General features: G+C 54.5%; 22 protein-coding genes and 1 pseudogene. 3 read left to right on the top strand and 20 right to left on the bottom strand.

Annotation, left to right across the window (positions count from 1 at the left end):
* The 4 genes from hisD to HY272_14150 form a co-directional block, all read right to left on the bottom strand.
* Complete coding sequence (gene hisD, locus HY272_14135) at positions 1-1,308, bottom strand: histidinol dehydrogenase (protein ID MBI3773821.1); 1,308 nt, start codon at positions 1,306-1,308, stop codon at positions 1-3.
* A gap of 130 nt (positions 1,309-1,438) precedes the next feature.
* The gene (locus HY272_14140) at positions 1,439-2,077 is read right to left on the bottom strand and encodes an ATP phosphoribosyltransferase (GenBank protein MBI3773822.1); all 639 of its coding nucleotides are present in this window, start codon (positions 2,075-2,077) and stop codon (positions 1,439-1,441) included.
* 13 nt (positions 2,078-2,090) lie between these two features.
* Positions 2,091-3,350, bottom strand: coding sequence for a UDP-N-acetylglucosamine 1-carboxyvinyltransferase (murA, locus tag HY272_14145; protein ID MBI3773823.1), 1,260 nt, complete (start codon positions 3,348-3,350; stop codon positions 2,091-2,093).
* Between the two features lie 211 nt (positions 3,351-3,561).
* Positions 3,562-4,722 (bottom strand): ATP-binding protein, encoded by a 1,161-nt coding sequence (locus HY272_14150; GenBank protein ID MBI3773824.1) that lies wholly within the window; start codon positions 4,720-4,722, stop codon positions 3,562-3,564.
* Between the two features lie 393 nt (positions 4,723-5,115).
* On the opposite strand from HY272_14150, the gene HY272_14155 reads away from it, so the two are divergent.
* Entirely contained in the window at positions 5,116-5,970 is an 855-nt protein-coding gene (locus HY272_14155; GenBank protein ID MBI3773825.1) for a PhnD/SsuA/transferrin family substrate-binding protein, read from the top strand.
* Positions 5,971-6,033: 63 nt separating this feature from the next.
* Positions 6,034-7,536: a methyl-accepting chemotaxis protein gene (locus tag HY272_14160; protein MBI3773826.1), complete on the top strand. Its 1,503-nt coding sequence runs from the start codon at positions 6,034-6,036 to the stop codon at positions 7,534-7,536.
* 13 nt (positions 7,537-7,549) lie between these two features.
* Here the strand turns inward: HY272_14160 and HY272_14165 are convergent, their stop codons facing one another.
* The 12 genes and pseudogenes from HY272_14165 to pmbA form a co-directional block, all read right to left on the bottom strand.
* Positions 7,550-8,521 carry a PA2778 family cysteine peptidase gene (locus tag HY272_14165; protein MBI3773827.1) on the bottom strand — a complete coding sequence of 324 codons (972 nt, stop codon included), beginning with the start codon at positions 8,519-8,521 and terminating at the stop codon, positions 7,550-7,552.
* Between the two features lie 27 nt (positions 8,522-8,548).
* On the bottom strand, positions 8,549-8,944 hold the full coding sequence (locus HY272_14170; GenBank protein ID MBI3773828.1) for a PA2779 family protein: 396 nt from the start codon (positions 8,942-8,944) through the stop codon (positions 8,549-8,551).
* Between the two features lie 50 nt (positions 8,945-8,994).
* Entirely contained in the window at positions 8,995-9,294 is a 300-nt protein-coding gene (locus HY272_14175) for an STAS domain-containing protein (GenBank protein MBI3773829.1), read from the bottom strand.
* Entirely contained in the window at positions 9,287-9,892 is a 606-nt protein-coding gene (locus HY272_14180; protein ID MBI3773830.1) for an ABC transporter substrate-binding protein, read from the bottom strand. The genes HY272_14175 and HY272_14180 overlap by 8 nt, the downstream gene beginning before the upstream one ends.
* Positions 9,889-11,241, bottom strand: a complete 1,353-nt coding sequence (locus HY272_14185) for a TolC family protein (protein ID MBI3773831.1) — start codon at positions 11,239-11,241, stop codon at positions 9,889-9,891. Before HY272_14185 ends, HY272_14180 begins: the two co-directional genes overlap by 4 nt.
* A complete protein-coding gene (gene mlaD / locus HY272_14190; GenBank protein ID MBI3773832.1) occupies positions 11,238-11,726 on the bottom strand; it encodes an outer membrane lipid asymmetry maintenance protein MlaD in 489 nt (162 codons plus the stop codon). Before mlaD ends, HY272_14185 begins: the two co-directional genes overlap by 4 nt.
* Before the next feature lie 11 nt (positions 11,727-11,737).
* Complete coding sequence (mlaE, locus tag HY272_14195; GenBank protein MBI3773833.1) at positions 11,738-12,514, bottom strand: lipid asymmetry maintenance ABC transporter permease subunit MlaE; 777 nt, start codon at positions 12,512-12,514, stop codon at positions 11,738-11,740.
* Positions 12,511-13,344 (bottom strand): ABC transporter ATP-binding protein, encoded by an 834-nt coding sequence (locus tag HY272_14200; GenBank protein ID MBI3773834.1) that lies wholly within the window; start codon positions 13,342-13,344, stop codon positions 12,511-12,513. Before HY272_14200 ends, mlaE begins: the two co-directional genes overlap by 4 nt.
* A gap of 288 nt (positions 13,345-13,632) precedes the next feature.
* Complete coding sequence (locus HY272_14205) at positions 13,633-13,938, bottom strand: nucleotidyltransferase domain-containing protein (GenBank protein MBI3773835.1); 306 nt, start codon at positions 13,936-13,938, stop codon at positions 13,633-13,635.
* Positions 13,938-14,308, bottom strand: a pseudogene (locus HY272_14210) (DUF86 domain-containing protein). Before HY272_14210 ends, HY272_14205 begins: the two are co-directional and overlap by 1 nt.
* Positions 14,301-14,591, bottom strand: a complete 291-nt coding sequence (locus HY272_14215; protein ID MBI3773836.1) for a nucleotidyltransferase domain-containing protein — start codon at positions 14,589-14,591, stop codon at positions 14,301-14,303. Before HY272_14215 ends, HY272_14210 begins: the two are co-directional and overlap by 8 nt.
* A 43-nt stretch (positions 14,592-14,634) precedes the next feature.
* Positions 14,635-15,987 (bottom strand): metalloprotease PmbA, encoded by a 1,353-nt coding sequence (gene pmbA, locus HY272_14220; GenBank protein ID MBI3773837.1) that lies wholly within the window; start codon positions 15,985-15,987, stop codon positions 14,635-14,637.
* 61 nt (positions 15,988-16,048) lie between these two features.
* On the opposite strand from pmbA, the gene HY272_14225 reads away from it, so the two are divergent.
* Entirely contained in the window at positions 16,049-16,582 is a 534-nt protein-coding gene (locus tag HY272_14225) for a DUF615 domain-containing protein (protein MBI3773838.1), read from the top strand.
* A 156-nt stretch (positions 16,583-16,738) separates the two neighbouring features.
* Here the strand turns inward: HY272_14225 and tldD are convergent, their stop codons facing one another.
* The 4 genes from tldD to HY272_14245 all read right to left on the bottom strand — a co-directional run bounded on the left by tldD (position 16,739) and on the right by HY272_14245 (position 23,379).
* On the bottom strand, positions 16,739-18,175 hold the full coding sequence (gene tldD, locus HY272_14230; protein MBI3773839.1) for a metalloprotease TldD: 1,437 nt from the start codon (positions 18,173-18,175) through the stop codon (positions 16,739-16,741).
* A 19-nt stretch (positions 18,176-18,194) separates the two neighbouring features.
* Positions 18,195-18,989: a carbon-nitrogen hydrolase family protein gene (locus HY272_14235; protein MBI3773840.1), complete on the bottom strand. Its 795-nt coding sequence runs from the start codon at positions 18,987-18,989 to the stop codon at positions 18,195-18,197.
* 55 nt (positions 18,990-19,044) lie between these two features.
* Positions 19,045-19,404 carry a hypothetical protein gene (locus HY272_14240; GenBank protein MBI3773841.1) on the bottom strand — a complete coding sequence of 120 codons (360 nt, stop codon included), beginning with the start codon at positions 19,402-19,404 and terminating at the stop codon, positions 19,045-19,047.
* Between the two features lie 111 nt (positions 19,405-19,515).
* A complete protein-coding gene (locus HY272_14245) occupies positions 19,516-23,379 on the bottom strand; it encodes a TIGR02099 family protein (protein MBI3773842.1) in 3,864 nt (1,287 codons plus the stop codon).
* Between the last annotated feature and the right edge of the window lie 47 nt (positions 23,380-23,426).

Raw genomic sequence — 23,426 nt, forward strand, 5'->3', positions numbered from 1 at the left:
TTAATTCTTAATGCGGTACTCAGCCGATCTCGCGTGCGCGGTCAGTCCTTCACCGCGCGCCAGCACCGAGGCTGACTTACCCAGGAAAGAGGCGCCCGCCGCCGAACACTGAATCAGACTGGAACGTTTCTGGAAATCATACACACCGAGCGGTGATGAGAAGCGTGCGGTGCGTGAAGTCGGCAACACATGATTGGGGCCGGCACAATAATCACCAACCGCTTCGGCAGTGTAACGCCCCATAAAGATCGCGCCCGCGTGGCGAATGTTTTCCAACAATTCTTCCGGGTCATCCACCGACAATTCAAGATGCTCAGGCGCAACGTGATTCACGACCTTCGCCACCTCATCAATATCAGACACCTGAATCATGACGCCACGACGCCCCAGCGACTGACGAATAATGCCTTCACGCTCCATCTCCGGCAACAAGCGATCAATACTCGCCTGCACCTTGTCGAGAAATACGGCATCAGTACTCACCAGAATCGACTGAGCATCTTCATCATGCTCAGCCTGTGAGAACAGATCCATCGCAATCCAGTCCGGATCGGTACGGCCATCACACACCACCAGAATTTCAGAAGGCCCAGCGATCATATCGATACCGACCGCACCGAAGACCATGCCTTTGGCCGTCGCAACATAGATATTGCCAGGACCGACGATTTTATCGACACGCGGCACCGTTTCCGTGCCATAGGCCAAGGCCGCGATTGCTTGCGCGCCACCGACAGCAAATACGCGATCGACGCCGACTATCGCCGCTGCTGCCAAGACCATGTCACTGACTTCACCACCCGGCGTTGGCACGACCATGATGATTTCGCCCACACCCGCGACCTTGGCGGGCACCGCATTCATCAATACCGAAGACGGATAGGACGCCTTGCCACCCGGAACATATAAACCCACGCGATCAAGCGCGGTTATCTTTTGCCCCAGCATCGTGCCATCCGGCTCGGTGTAAGACCAGGACTCGGCGCGCTGATGTTCGTGATACATAAACAGGCGTTGCGTGGAAAACTCCAAGGCCCTGCGCTGATCTTGCGGGATACGCGCCAAGGCCTCGCGCAAACGCTCGACCGGGATTTCCAACTCACGCACATCGCGCACCTGCATGCGATCAAAACGATTGGTGTATTCAATCAGCGCCGCGTCGCCGCGCTTGCGCACATTGGCGATAATCTCCCGTACGGTATTGGCCACTGCATCATCAGACACGCTATCCCATGCCAGCAGCGCATCCAGTTGCTGCCAGAAATTCTGATCCTGCGCATTAAGCCGCTTGATCGCTAAAGCGCTCATTGATTCACCTCATAAAAAAACAAAAAATCTAACGCAGAGACGCAGAGGCGCGGAGAAAAACTTTGAAATACGCATAAATTTTCGCCTTCCTCTGCGTCTCCGCGTTGGATCTTTTGCGTCTCTAGCCGCCCTATTTATCACGCTTGGCCACGGCCTGCGCGATCTTATCGACAAATGTCTTCACCAACGCGTGCTTCATTTTCATCGAGGCCTTATTCACAATCAGCCGCGAACTGATATCGGCGATATGTTCCAGCGGTTCCAGGCCATTGGCGCGCAAGGTATTACCGGTGTCGACGACATCGACGATGTGATCCGCAAGCCCCACTAACGGCGCCAGCTCCATTGAGCCATAAAGCTTGATGATCTCCGCCTGCTGGCCGCGGCTGGCAAAGTAGCGCTTGGTGGAATTGACATATTTAGTGGCAATGCGCGGCCGCACCCCTACAGGCTTACCCGGAAATCCGGCCACCATCAGCTTGCAGCGTGCAATTTTCAAATCCACCAACTCATACAAACCATCGCCTTCGTATTCCATCAGCACGTCTTTACCGGCAATGCCGATATCAGCGGCACCGTAATCAACATACGTCGGCACGTCCGAGGCACGGATCAATACCAGCTTGACGTCGTCACGGGTGGTATCAAGAATCAGTTTACGACTGGTCTCCGGATCATCCACCGGCACCACACCGGCCTCGGCCAGCAACGGCAGTGCATCCTTGAAAATGCGCCCCTTGGATATCGCGATGGTAATCCGATTAATCACGCTCACGCTTCCCTCAATCCGGCACGCGTCGAATCCGCGCACCGAGCTGCTGCAATTTTTCTTCGATGCACTCGTAGCCACGATCGATGTGGTAAATACGACTGACCGTGGTCTCACCGTCGGCCACCAACCCCGCCAGCACCAGGCTCGCCGAGGCACGCAAATCGGTGGCCATTACCGGCGCGCCGGTCAACTTCTGCACGCCAGTCACAATCGCCATGTTACCTTCAACATGAATTTTGGCGCCCATGCGCGCCAGCTCTTGCGCATGCATGAAGCGATTTTCGAACACGGTTTCGGAAATCGCGCCGGTACCTTCGGCGATTGAATTAAGCGCGGTAAATTGCGCCTGCATATCGGTCGGGAACGCAGGATACGGCGCGGTATGAATATCCACCGCTCGCGGCCGCTTGCCTTTCATATCCAGCTCGATCCAGTCTTTGCCGCAGGTAATTTCAGCCCCAGCCTCGCGTAACTTGGCAATTACCGAATCCAGCAAATTGGGATCGGTTTCGCGCAGCTTGACCCGGCCACCCGTGATCGCGGCGCCGACCAGGTAAGTTCCGGTCTCGATACGATCCGGCATGATGCGATAATCGGTGCCGTGCAACCCTGTAACGCCTTCAATTACGATCCGGTCAGTGCCGTGACCGGTAATCTTTGCGCCCATCGTATTCAGGCAATTGGCCAGATCGACCACTTCCGGCTCGCGAGCCGCGTTTTCGATCACCGTGGTGCCCTCGGCCAGCGTCGCCGCCATCAACAAATTCTCGGTGCCGGTCACAGTCACCACATCCATGAACAGGTGCGCACCCTTCAGGCGCTTGGCTCTGGCATGGATAAAACCATTACTGACCTCCACCTCCGCCCCCATCGCCCGCAGGCCTTGAATATGCAGGTTTACCGGCCGCGAACCGATGGCGCAGCCGCCGGGCAATGACACTTCAGCTTGGCCAAAACGCGCGACCAGCGGCCCCAATACCAGGATCGAGGCGCGCATGGTCTTTACCAGCTCATACGGTGCGCAGAAATCATTGATGGTCGAGGAATCGACCTCGACATTGAGCTTTTCATCGACCGTCAGCCGTACCCCCATCCGCCCCAGCAACTCCATGGTGGTGGTAATATCCTGCAAATGCGGCACATTACGCAGGGTGATCGGGGTCTCGGCCAGCAGGGTCGCCGCCATCAGCGGCAAAGCGGCGTTTTTGGCCCCGGAAATACGGATCTCGCCGTTTAAGGGCACGCCACCGGAAATTAGTAATTTGTCCATTTAAATCAAGAAACTCTCATCAAGGCATGGCCGGGCCAAAAGGCGCGGGGGAACGGCATAGGATACCGGTTGTTGGGGCAATTTTGAACAGCGGGGAGTGGAATTTGAGGGAAGTGGTCAGCTTTGCGGTACTTTCAAAGTTACCTTGCATCCCATCAAAAAAACCAATCTTCCGAAATCGCAAAGCGGCCCCAGGGCAGTCGCTCGAAAATCAAAACATTGTATTGAGCGCCGGTATCTTGACCGCCGGCCACGCCGTAACACGTTGCTCGATCGGATAATCGTCCCTGCCAGGGTAGATGACAAATGCTCTTTCGATTCCGAGATCGTCTAGCGCGTTCCAGAATCCCTTGCCTGGTTTTGGAGCGGCGCTGTATTTCACTTCCACAGCGACAGGGTCGCTCCGTCCTCGCAGCTTCAGCACCAGATCAAGCTCGGAACCCGCTGACGTTCGATAGAATCCCACTTCAACCGGATCGAGCACCCCAATGACTTGTTCGATGACAAAACCTTCCCAGGAGGCACCGAGCGAAGGATGTCCCAACAAACTATCGAGCGTCTGGATATTTAACAACGCGTGCAGCAACCCGCTATCGCGCAGATATAAGCGCGGTGATTTGACCAGACGCTTGCCGGTATTGGCATGCCAGGGCAGCAGGCGGCGCGCGATAAAGGCATCGCACAACAGATCAAGATAACGATTAGCCGTCTGGGGCGAAACATCCAAACTTCGCGCCACGGTACTCGCATTCCACAACTGACCATGCCAATGCGCCAGCATCTGCCAGAAACGCCGCAAACTGTGCGCCGGGAGACGAAAACCGAGCGCTGGCACGTCCCGCTCCAAAAAGGTACGGACGAAGGCTTCGCGCCACTCGAATGACATCATGTCGTCGGCGGCCAGATAGCTGTTTGGAAAACCGCCCCGTATCCAAAGCCGCTCGACGGCGTTCGTACCGCCATCGATTTCACCCAACGCAAAGGGGCGCATTTCGAGATAGCGGATGCGCCCGGCCAAAGACTCAGACGAACGGTTAATCAATTCGGGCGATGCCGAACCCAGCAGCAAAAAACGTCCTGGCTCACGGTGCTCATCCACCAGCGAACGCAACACCGGAAACAGTTCCGGCAGTTGCTGCACTTCATCGAGAATGACCAATTTGTCCTTGCGGCCGGAAAGATACAGCTCCGGTTCTGCGATGCGCGCCCGATCCGAGGGGCGCTCAAGATCAAGGTATTCCGATCCCGGACACAAGCGCAGGAACTCACGCGCCAGCGTGGTCTTACCCACCTGTCGCGGCCCGATCAGAGCAACCACGGGAAAGCGACTCAACGCTTCCGTGAGATCCCTGGCTAATTGACGATCAATCATCCTTGTAATTTATCCTACAAATGGACAAATTGCAAGGATAACGCCCTTTATCGTATCAGATACAGAACCCGTCCCGAAGGCGCGGGAAACGCTATAGGATTACCGGTTGTTGGAGGGCTTTAGAACCTTAACCTGAGATCTCCGTCTCCTATGGGCGTTTCAACGCTACCACTTCGTCCTGGCACCAATATGAAAAGTCCCTTGTTTACTACTAAAGATTAGTGTGGGGGGGGGGGGACGATAGCTTCAGTGCATTCGTGTTGCTTCCTCATTAACCATCATCAAATATTGAAGAAATTTATTATGGGAATTGCATCTAAAAATGAGGCGCGGCGATTTTTCCAATTATAGTCCACCCCAATTATCACCAAACTCTAGACGGAGAAACTCAATATGAACGTGAAAAAACTCATCATTAGCAGCGTTGCCGCCATGATACTAAGTGGTTCGGCGGTCATCGCCCAGGCCGATCAGTTCAAGCTGGTCATCATGCAGGATGATAAGGGTGCCGCTCAAAAATACGCCCCTCTCGCCGACTATCTCAAGACCAAGGGAGTCGACGTCACTTTGGTCGGCGCCCCTGATTATGTTAAGGCAGCACAGATGTTCGCTGCCGGGGAGGCCGACGGCATGTTTAGCGGCTCTGGCGTGGCGGGCACCATGATCATCAAGGATTTGGCCACCCCGGTGGTGCGACCGGTGAGCAAGGAAGGCACCAGCACCTATTGGACCGTCGTGATCGCCCCGGCGGGTGCCGCCAAATTCACTGGATCAGCCGATTATTTCGCCGGCAAAAAGGTCATGTTCGCCAGCCTCAGTTCCACTGGTGAAATCTTTTACCACTCATTGCCGGGCGCCAATACGGTCAAGACAACCATCATGAAGGCCGCCTCCCATGGGGCCGCCATCGATGCCCTGTCCAAGGGTGCCGCCGATGTGGCGATCGTCAAGAACCGGATTTGGGATAAGGAAAAGAGTAAGTATTCCAATCTGACTGTGGTAGGCGAGGACACCGGTGAAAACCCGGATAGCACTTTGATCGTATCCAAAAAAGCCAATGCAGATACTGTCAAAAAAATCTCCAGCGCCTTGTTGGGCTTGAAGGGTGACAGTTCCGCCGGGGCCAATGCGGTACGTGATTCCTTAAACATTAAGGAGTACATCACCACGACGACCGCCGATTTTAAACACAACTTGGAATTATTGAAGAAAGCGGGGATCGATGCCTCCTTCAAGTTCGCGTTTTAATTTAAGCCGAAAAACAGGGGCGGCATGGGCCGCCCCTGCGGATAAACCCGGGAGAGAATGATAATGAGCACGAGTTTCTCCAATAGCATCAGCAAGAAATTTCTGGCCCCGACACTGTTGTTGACCCTAGTGTCCCTGGTGGGATTGGGTGCGTTTCTGATCACCAGCAATAATGCGTCCATAGAGCAGACCATGGATAACAAATCCGGTGCCATGGCAAATTTGATGGCCCAGATCAGCGTGCCTTCTTACCAGAATTTCGACTTTCTCGCCTTGGAGCAACTGGTCAAGCAAATGGTCGCCGACCCGGAAGTGGAGTTTGCCGTATTTTATGATGCGCAAAAGAAATCCGTTACCAAAACCTCCGAAGAGAAGCAGGGGGACACCAATATAAAGATTTATGAGCGTGCCGTCAGCGGTGACGATAAGAAGGTGCTTGGTATGCTGCGCATCGGCTACAGCACCAAGGCCCTGCAAGATAACCTACGCCGTAACGTACTATTAGTCATCGGTGGAATTGTCATCGCCCTGATACTGATGAGCGTAGGTCTCATGATGCTGGTGCGCACGATTATCGTGCGGCGCGTGCAAGAGACCGTGGACATGATTAAGAACATCGGCGAGGGCGAGGGTGATCTGACCAAGCGGCTGACCGTTACCACAAGTGACGAAATTGGCGAACTGGGTAAGGGGTTCAACAAGTTTGTGGATAAGCTACAGACAATGATCAAGGATATCGGCGCAACGTCGGATCCGCTAACCAGGGCTTCCGACAGCATTGCCTCCGTATCCAATACCACCTTGCAGAATGTTGCCATGCAGCAGCAAAAGATAAACTCGGTCGCGACGGCCATGACCGAGATGGTGGCAACCGTGCAAAACTCGGCCCAAAGTGCCCTGGCTGCCGCAGATGCGGCGAAACGGGCCGACGCAGATTCCAGGCAAGGCCAGAAAGTGATTGATGAGTCCATCAAGGCGAGCAATCTGCTTGCCGAGGAGGTCCAACGCGCGGCAGAAGTCATAAACCGCCTTAGCAAAGATACAGACGATGTGGCTACAGTTCTCGACGTCATTAAAGGTATCGCCGAACAAACCAATCTGCTGGCCCTGAATGCTGCCATTGAGGCAGCGCGCGCCGGTGAACAAGGCCGTGGCTTTGCTGTGGTGGCAGACGAGGTCAGAACACTGGCCCAGCGCACCCAGAACTCCACCCTGGAAATTCAGCAAATCATTCAACGGCTCCAGTCAGCCGCCGGCGATGCTGTAACCGTCATGGAACGCGGAAAGCAACAAGCGGTGACAAGCGTCGGCAAGGCCGGAGTGGCGAATGACTCATTTACGCGCATCGCGGAGTCAATCGCCTCGATCTCGGATATGACGAATACCATCGCCAGCGCTGCTGAAGAACAATCTGCTGCCGCCGAAACTATCAATGCTGATGTGCTGATGATTAATGAAATGGTGAATAAAACTTCCGAGGATGCCAAGGTATCAAGTGAAAGCAGTCAAGAGATGGCTAAATTGTCAGTCAACCTAAAGTCTCTGGTGGGAAGATTTAGAACATAGTCACGCGCTCATCCTACTTATGGCCAGGACATTCCATAACTATGCAGCTTTTTTGCATTTCGGAGTTCATGGACGAATCCTCGATTTCTTCCAAGCTTTGTTGATACTCGGGATAATCCGGCGCTATAGCAACGGCACACTGCACCGCCTGAATCGCAGCGGCAGAACACTGCGTAGCTTTGAGGGCATACGCCAGATTATTCCAGGCGGCGGCCTGCCTGTTATTGAGCGTGATCGCCTGACGAAAGGCGGCGATGGCGCTTTGATATTCACCTCGCGCGTAAGACGCGTTACCTAAACTCATCCAACCGAGCTCATGTTGTGGCCAGCGCTGCGTGGCGGCTTGATAGGCTTGATATGCCGCTTGTGCGTGGCCTGTTGTTTCGAGATCGTTCGCGGCCTGGAGATAGGTTAACGGCTGGGCGGTTGCCGGAATCCGCCCTGGCGGGACGACAACAATGGCCCAGTGATGACTCCGCTGCCAGGTGCGTTCGAAGACTGAGAGCGGTGTGACCCAGCGCTGATAGGTACCCGAACGCAGAATGATCTCGCCGCGCGCCAGGTCATAACCGACCACTACGGCATAATGCCAGCGCGGCAACCAATCCAGCCCTACGTTTTGCAGCACCAGCACCGGATTGCCACCAGCGACTTCTGACAGCAAATCGGTCAACTCCGGCGCAAGTGGATAAACCAGCCGCTCATAACTGCGCGCGGCCGCCATCATTTCGACTTGCAGACTACCCTGTTTTGCCGGGACATAAACTGCTGCTACAAGCTGATCAGGAGTGACTTCAATTCGCTGTGCTGCCAGCACGGTGGCGAGCGCGGCCGGGCCACATTGATATTTTTCCTGCGGGAAGAATGGCGTTTCGGTCAGTTCAATGTGCGGCGGCAGCGACGGTGGAATTTCCTGTAGCTGCCGGGTTTGCGGCGGCGTGGCACAAGCTGCCAACATCGCACAAAAAAGAACGCCCGCAAACATGCGGGCGTATTGATAATACCAGGGCAACTACCTCACCGGATGCACAAAGGGGAAGATATCGGTAGCGCCGATGATGTCGGTGAAGACAAAAACGAGAAACAGCAGCACTACAAGTCCCAGAATATCGCCACCGGCCGGGAGCTGCTCCAGACGTTGATTGAGTTCCGCGACCTGGGCATCGGTCAGATCGGCAACGCGTGCCTGTGCGGCAGCAGGATCGACACCCATTTTTATCAACCGTTGCTGTACATCACCACGATTTAGCCACTGCGCCAATTGCGCGCGACTAAGCTGCTTGAGCTCGCTCTGCACCAGCTCCGGCGTGCTGACCATAGCAGCCTGTGCGGGCATGACGTTCAACCCGGTGAATGACATACAAAGAAATAACGAAACCATTCGTTTACGTGTGGCGCTGTTCAACATAAGCATCTCCGTTAATAAACATTAATACACATCTCATGATACGGCCGGAATTACTCCAACGGCAACACCGCTTCCAAACCACTCACTCGCACCAAAGATAATAACTGGGCAGGCATCGCACGCAAACGCAGAGATCTCCCACGGTGCTGCGCTGCACGCATCCAACTCATCAATAAGGCCAAGCCGGCGCTGTCGCTGCGCTCGATGCCGCTCAAATCACAAATGACGGTGTCACCACTATTGAACAGCACGTCTTCCTGATCACCCAGTATAGGGACGCTCTTGAAACTGAGTTCGCCCTCAAGGCGAAACTCACCTTCCGCCAGCCGCAGTAATTTCAGATCACTCACGTCGAGCCTGTTTATTGCGGTCGACCAGGGTTTTGATCAGGCCATCGATATCGCCTTGACGCACTTCCTTGGCAAAAGTGGTGCGATAGTTGCTCACCAGGCTGACGTTATCGATGATGACATCGAACACGATCCACTCGTTATCACGCTGATGCAGCCGGTAATCAATCGGGATCGGCAAACCACCGGGCTGCTCGACCTCGGTACGCACCGTGACTTCGGTATCCCCCTGATTCTGACGGAAGGGCAAATAGGTGAGCTTCTGGTCAGTATATTCATTCAACGATGTGGCATAGGTGCGCACCAGCAAGGTCCGGAACTCGCTGACAAAGGCCTTACGTTGCGCATCGGTCGCGCGTTTCCAGTTTTTGGCCAGCACCAGTTGCGACATGTATTCAAAATCAAAATGCGGCAATACGATTTGCTGCACCAGATCATAAATCCGCTCAGGATTCTTTTTGATGACGTCGCGCTCCTCCTTGAGTTTGGCCAGCATCTGCTTCGAGGTTTCCTGCACCAACTGATCCGGCGCTTGATTGGCCCAAACAGCCGAGGTAAAACCACAACTGAGCAATAACACCAACAGCAAATTTTTCATGGCAACGCTCCGCTGACGCTCTCCAACTGTGCGACATGCATATTGTATTCGAAAATCGTTTGCAAATAGTCGGTGGATGCCATCACATATCCCTGAAAGGCCATCATGATTTTCTCGGCCTTTTCCATTCCGGCCTCAAAATCGGTATAGGCGGCAATCATCCAGCGCCGCGACGAACGGCTGGCCTCTTCCAGATTTTGCACCGCCTGATAATAACCTTGAGTCTGATAATACTGTTCTGCCACCTGGAACGGGATACCTTGTCGCGCAAGACTGGACTTGGCAATCAGGGCGTTCAACTCAGCTTCGGCGGCCTGGGTCTTGGCGTCCTGCACGCCTTTGGTCCACGACCATTGCAAGCCGATCATCGGGCTCAAACCTATATCATTGAACGGATCACTGATATAGGGATTGTCGAGGTGATCACGACCCGGCGTATAAGAAAGAAATCCGGAGACACCGGCGTAGAGATTGGGATTGGCCTCGGACTTGCTCGCCGCCACCAAGGATCGCCGCGCCCGCAGACCGGATGCAAGCTGTTTCATTTCCGGACGCTGCTCCAGCGCCAATTGCTGCAACTCGGGCAGCGCTGTGGCTGGCAATGCCACCGGCGACAAACGTTCATCGCTCACTTCCAGCGGCTGATCAAGACCAACGCCCGTCACGACTTTGAGCCCGCTCAGCGCCACCTGCTCCAAGGCTTCCGCCTGGGCGCGATACTTGGCCACCAGGGCGCGCCCCGACTGCAAGGCATACAGATCCATCTGCTTGACGTCGCCTTCGCCTTCATCCAACCATTTTTCAACCAGTGCGATGACCTTATCGAGACGGCGCGCGACATCCTCCAATAAAAGACGACTGTCGCGGGCGGCAAGATAGCCGTAATAAGCACGCTTCACATCCATGGCAGTGCTCGTCCGCTGCAAGCGCACATCCTGATCCTTGACCAGAATATTGGCCTGCGCTGCGTCTTCATAGTTTTCAATTTTGCCGAAGGTATTGAGCGGCTTGACCAGCGTCATTTTCAGATGAACCCAGGGCGAGATGTTATTAATATCATAACGATCATTACGCAATTGACACTGACCGGGATTACAAACACCGTCCTTGAAAATATTGCCTTCAACTTTTGGCGCCAAGGCTAAAAAGGTATTGGCATCGAGAATCCAGCCCTCATGCCCTTTGACCTCGGCCAAGGTGGCGCGCGCGACTTCAACAAATTGCCGCCGCTCTTCAATGCGCGGATCGGAATGCAGGGCACGATCAATCGCCTGCTCAAGATTTAGCGTCTCGGCCCGCACCGCAAACACGGGCAGCGCCAGCAACACGGTAAAGAACATCTGCCTCACTCGGCGCTACCTTTGTCTTTGCTGCCACCCTCGGCCGTTTTAAACAGGAACTGACCGATCAATTGCTCCAGCACCAGCGCCGACTGAGTGATCTTGATCGAATCGTTGGCGCCCATGTATTTATCATCACCGCCCGGTTCCAGGGCGATGTATTGTTCGCCCAACAGACCCGAAGTAAAAATGCTGGCCGAGGTATCTTTCGGCACATGGTTATATTGGCTGTTGATATTGAGTGTCACCACTGCTTCATAGGTTCCGTTATCAAAGCCGATTTTTTCCACGCGCCCGATGCGCACGCCAGCCATGGTCACTGGCGCGCGCTCCTTAAGCCCACCGATATTATCGAAGCGCGCAATCAAAGGATAACCTGCCTGGTCATTGAAGGCGGCGAGATTGCTTACCTTCATCGCCAACACGAACAGAGCACCTAACCCTGCCGCCACAAAGACCCCTACCGCTACTTCGATCGTCTTGCCTTGGAACATAAAGTCGCTCCTCAATCGAACATAAATGCCGTCAACATAAAATTTAAGCCCAGCACCGCCAACGAGGTGTGCACTACAGTGCGCGTTGTCGCGCGGCTCACACCCTCCGATGTCGGCACCGCATCATAACCTTCAAACATCGCAATCCAGGCGGCGGCAAAGCCAAAGGCGATACTCTTGATCACGCCATTAACAACATCGTCATAAAAATCCACGCGTGCCTGTATCTGCGACCAAAACGCACCGTCATCGACACCCAACAAACCGACGCCGACAAAATATCCGCCCATTACCCCCACCGCGCTGAAAATCGCCGCCAACAAAGGCAGGGACAATATCCCTGCGATAAAGCGTGGCACGATCACCCGTTTCAGCGGATCGACCGCCATCATCTCCATGCCGGAGAGTTGTTCGGTGGCCTTCATCAATCCTATTTCGGCCGTGAGCGCCGATCCTGCACGCCCCGCAAACAACAATGCCGTCACCACCGGACCCAGCTCGCGCACCAGCGACAAGGCCACCATTACCCCCAGCGACTCCTCGGCGCCGAAATCGACCAAGGTATTGTAACCCTGCAAGCCCAGCACCATACCGACAAAAATACCGGAAACGACAATAATCAGTAATGAGAGCACGCCGACCGAATACATCTGCTGGATCAGCAGACGTGGCCGCGGCAACAGGCTGGGCACGCCGGCCAGCACCTGCCACAAGAACAAATGGCCGCGCCCCAATCGCTCAAAAAAACTCAAGCCCGATCGCCCCAAATGGCGTAGGGCGCGAATCACGCCTGCCCCCCTGCCAACAGATCGACGGCGTACTCAGGCGCGGGGTAATGAAAGGGCACGGGACCATCCGGTAGTCCCTGCAGAAACTGCTGCACCCAGGCTGAATCCGTGCGGCTTAATTCCTGCGGCGTACCCGCACCCACCACCTTGCCGTCTGACAATACATAGATGTAATCGGCGATCGCCGCCGTTTCCTGCACATCATGGGAAACGATAATGCTCGTCAGGCCCAGCGCATCATTAAGCTTACGGATCAATTGTACCAGCACACCCATTGAAATCGGGTCCTGACCGGTAAACGGCTCATCATACATGATCATCATCGGGTCTAGCGCAATCGCCCGCGCCAGCGCCACGCGCCGCGCCATGCCACCTGAAAGTTCGCTGGGCATCAGCGCGCGTGCGCCGCGCAGACCAACCGCTTCCAGTTTCATCAATACCAGATCACGAATCATCGCCTCGGACAATTTGGTGTGCTCGCGCAAGGGAAAAGCGACATTGTCAAAGACATTGATATCGGTCAGCAAGGCGCCACTTTGAAATAACATCCCCATCCGCTTGCGCAATTCGAACAGCTCGGTGCGCGATAAACGGTGGACATTATGGCCATCGACTTCAACACTACCCTTCGATGGCCGCAATTGACCGCCGATCAGCTTCAGCATTGTCGTCTTACCGGTGCCGCTCGGCCCCATGATCGCCGTGATCTTGCCGCGACAGATATCAAGATCAACGCCGGAAAAAATCGCGCGCCCGCCGCGACTGAAGTGCATGTCGCGAACGCGGACCAGGACATCATTATTGCTGCCCGCCACCCTCAACCAATCCATTCAGAACACAAAAATTTTCTATCCGGCACCATGCTGTAAATCCTGGATTATTTTCCGGAGCGCCTCAATGGCCTGCGGGTAACGATTAAAAAACTGCCCCCCGGTCTTGCGATCAATCTGCTTAAACTCTTCGCCCACCACAATCAGAATCATACAAATAGCATCTTTCCGATCGACACCATCCTCGGTAGCATCAAAATCCTCAGGGCATGATTAGTTGCAAACCGCCGGGGAATACGCTCCAGAGCTTCGACGCAGCTTTCCAACCGCTCGATCAACAATCTCTGATCATACATAAACCGCTTCCTTCTCTATCCGCACGCGCAACTTTGGATTCGTCAGTCCGCGCAACTGCAAAACATCCACAGGATGTTCCAGCAATGCTTCCAGATCCTGTTTCAAGAGAACCGTTTTAAACAGATTAGGCTCATCAGTTTCGAAAACAACGTCCACATCGCTTTCAGGCGTTGCCTCATTGCGGGCATACGACCCAAAGTAACCCAAAGCACGCAAGCGGTACTCCGCGCCATGTTGCTCTTTGAACGCCTTCAGCAGGACACGGAGTTGCTCAGGCTTCAAAACCGTACGCTCCATTAACGCAAAGCCTCTATCATCTTTTTTATGGTCACAGACAATGACCCTACCTCGTGAGTACATATCCAAAACACCTGTCGGCATCAACATCAAAGTAATGATGGGCAATGATGTCCCTGAATCCCATCGCACCTTTCCAGTCAGTCCCGGGATATTGCGAAAGCAACGTACCACCGGTGATTTTATCCAGATTTTTCAACGCTTCGCCGATAGCCATAAAAAGCATGCACAAACCATCCAGTTTTTCCATGCCCGATGGCGTGCCGGTAAAATCCTCTACTTTTTGAATCTGCACGGAACGGCTTTTGATCTTTTCCAGCGCCTCATCAATTTGCTCGAGAATAGCCAGCGCGAGGGCACGATCAAACATAGATGCCTTCCTTTTCGATACGCGCCTTTAAGAAGGGATTCATCTTTTCGCGAACCCGGACAATATCCACATGCGCGTGAACCCGCGCCTCAATGTCTTCTTTGACATGCACCAGCACAAAGGGATCTGGCGTTTTCGTCTTGACGCAGACGTCAACATCGCTCTTCTCCCCCGCCTCATCGCGGGCAACCGAGCCAAATATTCCAATCTCAAGAATGCCGTATTTTTCCCCATAATCCCGCTTGAACTCGCGCAAGATGGCAAGAACGCTATCTCTTTTCATGACCAACCTCCGATACAATCGCCACAAAAATCGCCATCCCCTCTCACTCACCACCGACCATCATCCGCTCGATGAGAATCGAACCCGTATGCACATTACCACGATGATCGACATCCTTACCCACAGCAACAATACCTTTGAACATATCACGCAAATTGCCGGCAACGGTAATCTCTTCCACGGGATATTGAATCTCGCCATTCTCGACCCAGAATCCGGCGGCACCGCGTGAATAATCGCCGGTGACGATGTTGGCGCCATGGCCCATCATTTCAGTAATGACCAGACCAGAGCCCATTTCACGACACAGCGCCGCGAAATCAAGCGCCCCAGTGTCAACAAACACATTGCGTGTGCCGCCGGCATTGCCTGTGCTTTGCAGGCCAAGACGACGTGCGGCGTAGCTATCGAGCGTATAGGTTTGCACCCTGCCTTGCGTGACCAGATCACGATCCACCGTTGCCACGCCTTCACGATCAAAGGCCGCGCTGTTATTCGCGCGCGGCAGGCGCGGCCGTTCGTAAACATGAATGAATTCAGGAAACACTTGCTGACCAAGGCTATCGAGTAAAAATGTCGTCTTGCGGTATTGAGCACCGCCTCGTACCGCCGCGAGATAACTGCTGATCAAACTACCGGCGATTTCAGCGGCAAAGATCACAGGCACTTCTTGTGTCTTCAAACGACGTGCCCCCAGCCGTTGCAGGGTACGCTGTGCGGCCATGCGCCCCACATCCGATGGCGCTTCCAGTTCCTGTGCCAGGCGTGACGAGCTATACCAATAATCACGCTGCATATTTTCGCCTTCGCGGCCAATCACGGCGCAACTCAGGCTATGATGCGTACCGCCATAGGCACCGATAAATCCGTGGCTGTTGCCATAGACACGATAGGCCTGATGGCTGCTGACGCTAGCGCCCTCGGAATTGTCGATGCGTGAATCGTATTCGCGGGCTGCATTTTCACAGATCAACCCCACATCAATCGCCTGCTCCGGCGTCAGATCCCAGGGATGAGACAGATCAAGATCCGGGATATCCTTGGCCATCAGCTCGGCCGCGGCCAAGCCCGAGTAACTATCCTCGGCGGTATATTTGGCAATCCGGCACGCGGCGGCCACCGTATCATTCAACGCGTCGGAGGCAAAATCCGAGCTGCTGGCCGAACCCTTGCGCTGGCCAAAATAAACCGTCACGCCCAGACCTTTGTCATGGGTATGCTCGATGGTCTCGACCTCGCCCAACCGCACATTCACTGCCAAACCAGCTTCGATACTGACAGCCGCCTCGGCGGCGGTGGCCCCCTGGGCCTTGGCGGCGGCCAAAATCTCCGCCACTACCGATTCCAGCTTGTCGCGGGTAAACACCGAATTTTTAATCACTGGCGCCTGCGCCATACTCCTCCATCCCTATCCGTTGTAAACTCTCACCTATTCAACCATGAAAAGCCTGTGACCGATGCACGACCACGACGATGATGCCTTTGATCACGATGGTGATCTTAGCGAACCTAAAAGCCGTTCCCAACTCAAGCGCGAGTCGGAGGGCTTGCAGGATCTGGGTACTGTGCTGGTCAAAATGTCCGCCTCCGATCTCGCCAAGGTACCCTTACCTGATCAATTGGCCGACGCCGTTCATCACGCCCGCAGTATCAGCAGTCACAGCGCCCTGCGCCGCCAGATGCAATACATCGGCAAGCTGATGCGCCGGGTCGACGCCGACCCTATCCGTGAAGCCGTCGACTCCATTCGCCACTGCGGCCAGCAATCCGCCGCCAACTATCACCGCATCGAACGCTGGCGTGACCGCCTGCTTGCCGAAGGGGATGATGCTCTCACCCAATTCCTCAACGAATATCCGCATGCCGAACGACAGCGCTTACGGCAACTCGTCGTTAATGCCGCCAAAGAGCGCAACCAGAACCAGCCTCCAAAATCCGCCCGCACCTTGTTTCGCTATTTGCGCGAGCTGATCGAACACCCCGCAGAATAAACTGCGCCTTCAAAAACAAGTTGTGTTGCTGCGCAAGAGCCTGCCCCGCGAAGCGCTTTGGGCACGCTTGGTGGGTTACGCAAAAATCGCTAACCCACCCTCGGCAACTGCTCCCTGCGTTGCACTACCTCGTGCATCCATGCACTCGTACATTTATTAATTGGTACCACCCACCGTCAAACCGTCCACCTTCAGCGTCGGTTGGCCGACGCCCACCGGTACACTCTGCCCATCTTTGCCGCAGGTGCCGACACCTTCATCCAATTTGAGATCGTTACCGACCATCGTCACTCGCGTCAACACATCCGGGCCATTGCCAATCAGTGTCGCACCCTTGACCGGATAACTTACCTTACCGTTTTCGATCAAATACGCCTCACTGGCGGAGAATACAAATTTGCCGGAAGTAATATCCACCTGACCGCCGCCGAAATTCACGGCATACAAACCATAATCAACGGACGCAATAATTTCTTCCGGTGTGTGCTTGCCCGGCAACATATAGGTATTGGTCATGCGTGGCAGCGGCAGATGCGCATAAGATTCGCGACGACCGTTACCGGTCACCGACACACCCATCAGGCGCGCATTGAGTTTGTCCTGCATGTAACCTTTGAGTACACCGCTCTCGATCAGCATCGTACATTGCGACGGCGTGCCCTCATCGTCGAGATTGAGCGAACCGCGCCGCTGCGGCAAGGTGCCGTCATCGACCACGGTGCATAATGGCGAAGCGACTTTTTCGCCGATGCGTCCGGAAAATGCCGAGGTTCCCTTGCGATTGAAATCGCCTTCCAGACCGTGACCGATCGCTTCATGCAGCAACACGCCGGGCCAGCCAGGGCCCAGCACTACCTTCATTGTTCCGGCAGGCGCGGGCCGCGCACCAAGATTCACCAACGCCTGACGCACGGCTTCACGCGCATAAGAAAGCGCGCGATCCTGTTCGGTGAAAAAGCGATAATCAAGCCGCGCACCACCCCCGGACGAACCTTGTTCGCGACGGCCTTTTTCTTCAACAACGACAGACACACTCAATCGCACCAGTGGCCGCACATCCGCCGCCAGCGTGCCATCGCTGCCCACCACCAGTATCACTTGATGCGAACCGGCAAGACTGACCATCACTTGCGTGACACGGGGATCCTGGCGTCGCGCCTCGGCATCCACCGCTTCCAGCAAGGCGACTTTGTCGGCCTCAGGAATGCTGTCGAAAGGGGCGTCGGCGCCATACAACGCGCGCGGCTGACTCGCCGTCCACGCCTGTACCCGCCCTTGCTGCCCGGCACGCGCAATCGCACGCGCACTAATCGCTGCCTCTTCCAACGCTGGCAGATATATCTCATCGGAGTAGGCAAAACCGGTTTTTTCACCGCTGATGGCGCGCACACCGACACCACGTTCGATGCTGTAACCGCCTTCTTTGACGATGCTATCCTCGAGCGACCAGGATTCATAGCGATTGCTTTCGAAAAAGAGATCGGCATTGTCAATGGCGTGTCCCATTACACCGCTCAATACTTTTTCCAATTGGGATTCGCTGATCCCCGCCGGGGCTAAAATCAGATCACGTGCAAATGCTAAATTTGTCATATAAATATCAGGGCCCACATCAACGGCAATGCAGTCGCCGGTGGTATAAACAAGGAAGATTACGGCGGAAATTAGTTAAACGCCGTTTACCGAATTCTGCCAGCACAACACCCGAACCGCGCGGCAGACGATCCAAAACCACGCCCCAAGGATCGACGATCATGCTATCGCCATGCGTTTCACGGCCATTGACATGATATCCACCTTGGGCAGCGGCAATGACATAACAAAGATTTTCGATCGCGCGCGCCCGCACCAATACTTCCCAGTGGGCACGGCCAGTGATTGCAGTAAATGCTGCGGGCAAGGCCAGAATCTCCATCCCCTGATCCACCAGCGCCCGGAATAATTCCGGAAACCGCAAGTCGTAACATACCGCCAAACCAAGCCGCCCAAAGGGAGTGTCGACCACAACCGGTTGGTCGCCGGGTTCGATTGTCTCCGACTCGGTATATTTTTCGCCCGACTCTTCGATTCTGACATCGAACAAATGAATCTTGTCATAACGCGCGATCCGCTGCCCATGATCGTCATACAACAAACACGCAGCACGAACCTTGTTATCTATTTTTGAGGCCAGCGGAATCGTGCCGCCAATGATCCATATTTGATGCCGTGCCGCTTGTTGCGCCAGAAAATCCTGAATCGGTCCCTGGCCATCGGTTTCGCGCACCGCGATCTTGTCCTGCTCGGTCATGCCCATGATCGCGAAATTCTCGGGCAATACGATCATCTTGGCCTTGGCTTCGACCGCTGAACTGATCAAGCGGCCCGCCTCGAGCAAATTAGCCTGCACATTCGGCCCGGAGGCCATCTGAACAGCCGCAAAACGATTACGAACCATGGCAACTCCCTAGGGCCTGTTAACGCTACTTCCCTTTAACGTTCAAGGGATCAGTCGTGACTGACTCCAATAAAACTTCAACCGCATCGTCGTGCGCATAGTCGGCACGCCGCTCAATTCTGTCCGAGGCTACCCCCAGTGACACCAACCACCCTTGCATTTCGCCCGCCCAGAGCTCGCCTGACTCGGTCGCAGGATGACTTATCCGCAGCCGCGCTTCACCTTCTGCATCAAGATAGGCACGCACCACTTTTCCCAGGGATTCCAACTTGATCATGGTTTCGCCATGACGCGGATTCATCCAAAATTCGGCACCGACCACCGCCGTCACCGGCTCGGCAGCCGTCACCGACATCGCGAACATCACACTGGCAAAAAAAATCATGGCCTTCATCAAGAGTTAGAATACCATTATCCGCACTGTTTTGATTGCCCCTGACTCCAAAAGAACCCGCTAACGGCCTGCTGAAAAGCGCGCTGCATCCCCTCAAGGCTGTTAATTTGGCATCCCCTCCAGCAGTGGTGGTGCCGGTTCTTGCGGTAATACATCCCCTTGGCGCTTGATCACAGGCGCATCCCAGCTACCGGTAATCGAATAATGAATTTCACTCGCCTCGGCAATCCTGGATTTGAACAGTTTTTCAGCCAGCAGGACCGCAGCCCCCACCCCCAAACCACCCGCGACCACCCCCACCAACGGCAAGCCCGTGCTCACGTGCGGCATGACCACCACCTGCTGATCATAATCACGCGCATCCAATCCCACCCGCCCCTGCATCGTGACCTTTGCTGCAGGACCATCCAGCACAAAATCCTGAATTACCGCATTACCATCCTCGATTTCAAACCCACCACGCATGTAATCGAAACTAAACCCCTTACTAAAGAAGTCACGAAAATCCAGCGTCAATCGGCGCGGCAAAGCCTGAATACTCAACAACCCAAAGAGCCGGCCAGCGCCAGGTTCCACTTCCAGCAACGATCCATCGTTGACATCAAAGCGCATGGTGCCTTCCATGCGCTTCACGTCCGGCTCAAAAATCGGCCCCGGCCAGCGTAAGCTGATCTGCCCCCTACCTTCACCTTTACGCACAGCCGAGTTGTACCCTAGACCGCCGAGGACACTACCCAAATCTCTAATCTCCAGATCGACATCCAGCGCCGAGGTGTGCGTCTTGCCCACACGATTCCAGGAGCCACCTGCCTTCAGACTCGCGTGCTCGCTATTCAACTCCAGGGTATTGATCAGTAAACCATTGGCGCGCGGCTCGGTCATCAGTGTCAACTTGCCTAAATCACTCTCACCATAAAAAAGGTGCTCACTGTTGATGCGCAAAGGCGGCAACTTGCGCGGATCTGCCTTTTCAGCGAGCCGACCTGGACCCGGCTTACCGGAGATTTTGGACTTTTGATCCCCATACTCAGAGTCTCTCGGCAATTGTAAACGGCTGAGATTCATCTCCAGGGTTTGGCCTGTTTTTTGCGGTATGCTGATCTTGCCTGCCAATTGTTTGCTATCGACATTGGCAATCCATACCCCCTGTATCTTCTCCATTTCGGCAGTGACATCGTTAAACTGCATATCCCCAAGTTTTGCGACTCCCGCCTTTAATGCAACCTGGTTCAATTCCACTGACGATTCCGTATCTGCGACCTTTTTCGGCGCTGCCTCCATAAACGCATTGACCACAGGCATCCAATCCTTATCACTGATTGAATTAAACTCGCCCGCTATCCGTATTCCAGGATTCTTCGGTAACTGCGCGCGCTCACCGACACGCACATCGCCTCTCCGTAACTGAAGCTCACCTGACTTTGTAGGCTCCAAACTAAACAGTGCCGACAGTAACATTTCGCCGTAATCGACCTGCCAGGTTGAGTTATTCGCCATGAAGCGTCCACGCACCGTCAGCGGTGTACGCATCGCATTGGACTTTGCCAATGGCGCAGGCAAACGCACCGCGGTACCTGTCAAATTGGAACTCACCTTTAATGTTGATTCGGGTTGATCGCCACTAATAGCCAACTTCAACTCGGCCTGCCATGGACTGCCACCTTCCATAAATCCAAAAATTGGAATAAAGGAAAAACGCTGCGCCAATTCTGCATAACGGCTATCGCCTTGGGCACGAAACACGAGATAGCGAGATTTTTTGTTCGACTGCGTGCTAATCGCCATCCGCGTCGGCTGGCCAAGGACAACACCCTCCAGGCGCTTTGACTCGATTCCTGACTCGCTAAAATGCAACGCACCATTCACCTGAGCCGAGTCGACCGAGTAATTCGGCATGGTCAATGCGGCGTCCTTTAACGTCACATCGCCGGACACCAGCACCTTGCCATCGCCCTCCAACGGCACTTTCAGTCCGAGCAACAACTGCGCCGAACCCGCCGTCGTCGCCTGATCAAAGGCGCCCCCTAAAATCATTTCTCGCAACGGACTTTCGCGCAGATAACGCATCACAGTAGGCACCGAACTTTCCGCCTGCCCGTTAAGTTCTAATGCAGACTTGCCTTTGAAGTCCGCGATTTTGACGTCGACATCATGCACGTTGGCATCAAATATCCTGGCCTGCTTTCCATGCACCTTCATGCCAGTGCCGGTGAATGTTAAATCGGCAGCGATCTCTTCAATACGCGGCCAACCTTCACCATGATCCAGAGCGGTATCCTTGGCCGCAAATTGCACTTCAAACAGGCCCGAACCGTCGGCAAATGGAAACTGCCGCAATGGCCCTTTCATACGCAACGTGCCCGCCGGAATCAAACCTTTCACCAGCGCACGATCCAACCAGCTCACCAGCGATGGCGACATAATCCCTACCGGTAGATAACGTCCTGCCTGCGCTACATTTCCGTCCTGGAACGCCGCCGCCACATCCACCGTTGGCGAGGCATCTCCAGCGGGCACAAATACATGACCATTGAGCATGGCTTCAATATCGTCATTGCTCGCAGCTACCTGACGCAGATCGACATGCCAACCATCCTCCTGTTTGGCCCAGGCGATACGCCCTTGCGCAGACTTGATCGGCAAATCTCCACGAAACAGATCAACGGTTTTTACGGCCACATCGGTTGCTTTTAGATCAACCACGCCAGAATCTTGACTTGCATTAATCTCGGCATCCACACCCTTTAGGCCTGGAATTTTGCGCCAAGGCGAGGTACTGACATTATCCAGCGCTGCCCGCAGATATAGCGCGGGTTTGTTTTCTGTCTTTTGCCAACGCAGCATCACATCCCGTAATACCCCACTCGGAGCCAAGGCCGTCAATGTCTCTTTTGCTTCGGGATTCAACCCTGGCGCCATTTGAACCCATGACACCAGATCATTGATCTGAAACTGATTGACAGCGACCTCCGTCGCAGAAACATTTTCTGCCGTCTGCTCCACTGCCAAATGTGCCCGCACATCCGGCCAGATACGACCCGCATGTGTTACACGCAGGCGGTCAACCTCCAAGTCCCATCCGCTGTCCTTGTGCTTCCACACAAATTCAGCATTGACCTGCGGGATCCGATCGACATGCTCGGCCTCATTTTCAACAGCAACGGCAAAATCCAAATCGTGAACCCCGACCCGGCCTCGCAGCTCGCTCATCGCCGCCGAGCGCCACAGCCCCCACATTTCGACATCCGCCAACCCGTGGCGAATTGAAAATCTTTGATCCCCAAGCTCACGCGAAATATAATCCAGCGCCAAATCGTTGGACTTAAAATAGTAATTCACCAGCCAATCGCGAGGTGCCTCGCCTTGACGCTCAAACTCAACCGCCAGATCAAGACCACGCCCCAATTGGCTGGGCAAATTCAAACGCCCCGTCAGGCGGCTTTTCTGTCCATCATTACGCAACAACAGATTTACATCAGAAAATGTCCATGACTGGTTATCACGCTGACGATCGACAAAATGCAAAGTACTGCGCTCCGCCGCCAACGTTCCCTGACGCCACACCCAACGCAGGATTTCTTCGACATCCAATGGCTTCTTGTCATCCTTTAACTTGACGCCCACCACTTCAAACTCGCCGTCTTCCTTACGAATCACCGTGATCTCGGCACCCACCACTGTGAGCTTGCCAAAATCGGGCTGCCAGGATCGCAGACTGGACCACAAATTGAGATCAATGCGCGCCTCGGAAAATCCCAGCATAGGTTGCGAGGTCGCGTGATCAAGGATATGAACTGTTTTCAAATCTAGACGTGGACCAAACCCATGCCAACTAAGATCGAAATCTGCGATAGTGACCTTTTCATGTAACCGTTCGCTCAGTACCGCCTCGATTTGGGGACGATAGCCTTCCAATTGCGGCAGCACGACACGGGCCACCGTCAACATCAACGCGAGCAAAAGCATTGCCGCTATCGACCAAAATCGACTATGACGGATTAACTCCCGTTTTA

This window comes from Gammaproteobacteria bacterium (genome assembly GCA_016200485.1).
Classification (GTDB): Bacteria; Pseudomonadota; Gammaproteobacteria; order Tenderiales; family Tenderiaceae; genus JACQEP01.

What these genes read in the sequence shown, in the direction of transcription:
- mlaD (MBI3773832.1), bottom strand. Translation starts at nt 11,726, where the DNA reads ATGTTCCAAGGCAAGACGATCGAAGTAGCGGTAGGGGTCTTTGTGGCG.
- HY272_14155 (MBI3773825.1), top strand. Translation starts at nt 5,116, where the DNA reads ATGAACGTGAAAAAACTCATCATTAGCAGCGTTGCCGCCATGATACTA.
- HY272_14170 (MBI3773828.1), bottom strand. Translation starts at nt 8,944, where the DNA reads ATGTTGAACAGCGCCACACGTAAACGAATGGTTTCGTTATTTCTTTGT.
- HY272_14200 (MBI3773834.1), bottom strand. Translation starts at nt 13,344, where the DNA reads ATGGATTGGTTGAGGGTGGCGGGCAGCAATAATGATGTCCTGGTCCGC.
- murA (MBI3773823.1), bottom strand. Translation starts at nt 3,350, where the DNA reads ATGGACAAATTACTAATTTCCGGTGGCGTGCCCTTAAACGGCGAGATC.
- hisD (MBI3773821.1), bottom strand. Translation starts at nt 1,308, where the DNA reads ATGAGCGCTTTAGCGATCAAGCGGCTTAATGCGCAGGATCAGAATTTC.
- HY272_14235 (MBI3773840.1), bottom strand. Translation starts at nt 18,989, where the DNA reads ATGGCCTCCGGGCCGAATGTGCAGGCTAATTTGCTCGAGGCGGGCCGC.
- HY272_14160 (MBI3773826.1), top strand. Translation starts at nt 6,034, where the DNA reads ATGAGCACGAGTTTCTCCAATAGCATCAGCAAGAAATTTCTGGCCCCG.
- HY272_14205 (MBI3773835.1), bottom strand. Translation starts at nt 13,938, where the DNA reads ATGGAGCGTACGGTTTTGAAGCCTGAGCAACTCCGTGTCCTGCTGAAG.
- HY272_14245 (MBI3773842.1), bottom strand. Translation starts at nt 23,379, where the DNA reads ATGCTTTTGCTCGCGTTGATGTTGACGGTGGCCCGTGTCGTGCTGCCG.
- pmbA (MBI3773837.1), bottom strand. Translation starts at nt 15,987, where the DNA reads ATGGCGCAGGCGCCAGTGATTAAAAATTCGGTGTTTACCCGCGACAAG.
- HY272_14225 (MBI3773838.1), top strand. Translation starts at nt 16,049, where the DNA reads ATGCACGACCACGACGATGATGCCTTTGATCACGATGGTGATCTTAGC.
- tldD (MBI3773839.1), bottom strand. Translation starts at nt 18,175, where the DNA reads ATGACAAATTTAGCATTTGCACGTGATCTGATTTTAGCCCCGGCGGGG.
- HY272_14240 (MBI3773841.1), bottom strand. Translation starts at nt 19,404, where the DNA reads ATGATTTTTTTTGCCAGTGTGATGTTCGCGATGTCGGTGACGGCTGCC.
- HY272_14180 (MBI3773830.1), bottom strand. Translation starts at nt 9,892, where the DNA reads ATGAAAAATTTGCTGTTGGTGTTATTGCTCAGTTGTGGTTTTACCTCG.
- HY272_14165 (MBI3773827.1), bottom strand. Translation starts at nt 8,521, where the DNA reads ATGTTTGCGGGCGTTCTTTTTTGTGCGATGTTGGCAGCTTGTGCCACG.
- HY272_14215 (MBI3773836.1), bottom strand. Translation starts at nt 14,591, where the DNA reads ATGAAAAGAGATAGCGTTCTTGCCATCTTGCGCGAGTTCAAGCGGGAT.
- HY272_14150 (MBI3773824.1), bottom strand. Translation starts at nt 4,722, where the DNA reads ATGATTGATCGTCAATTAGCCAGGGATCTCACGGAAGCGTTGAGTCGC.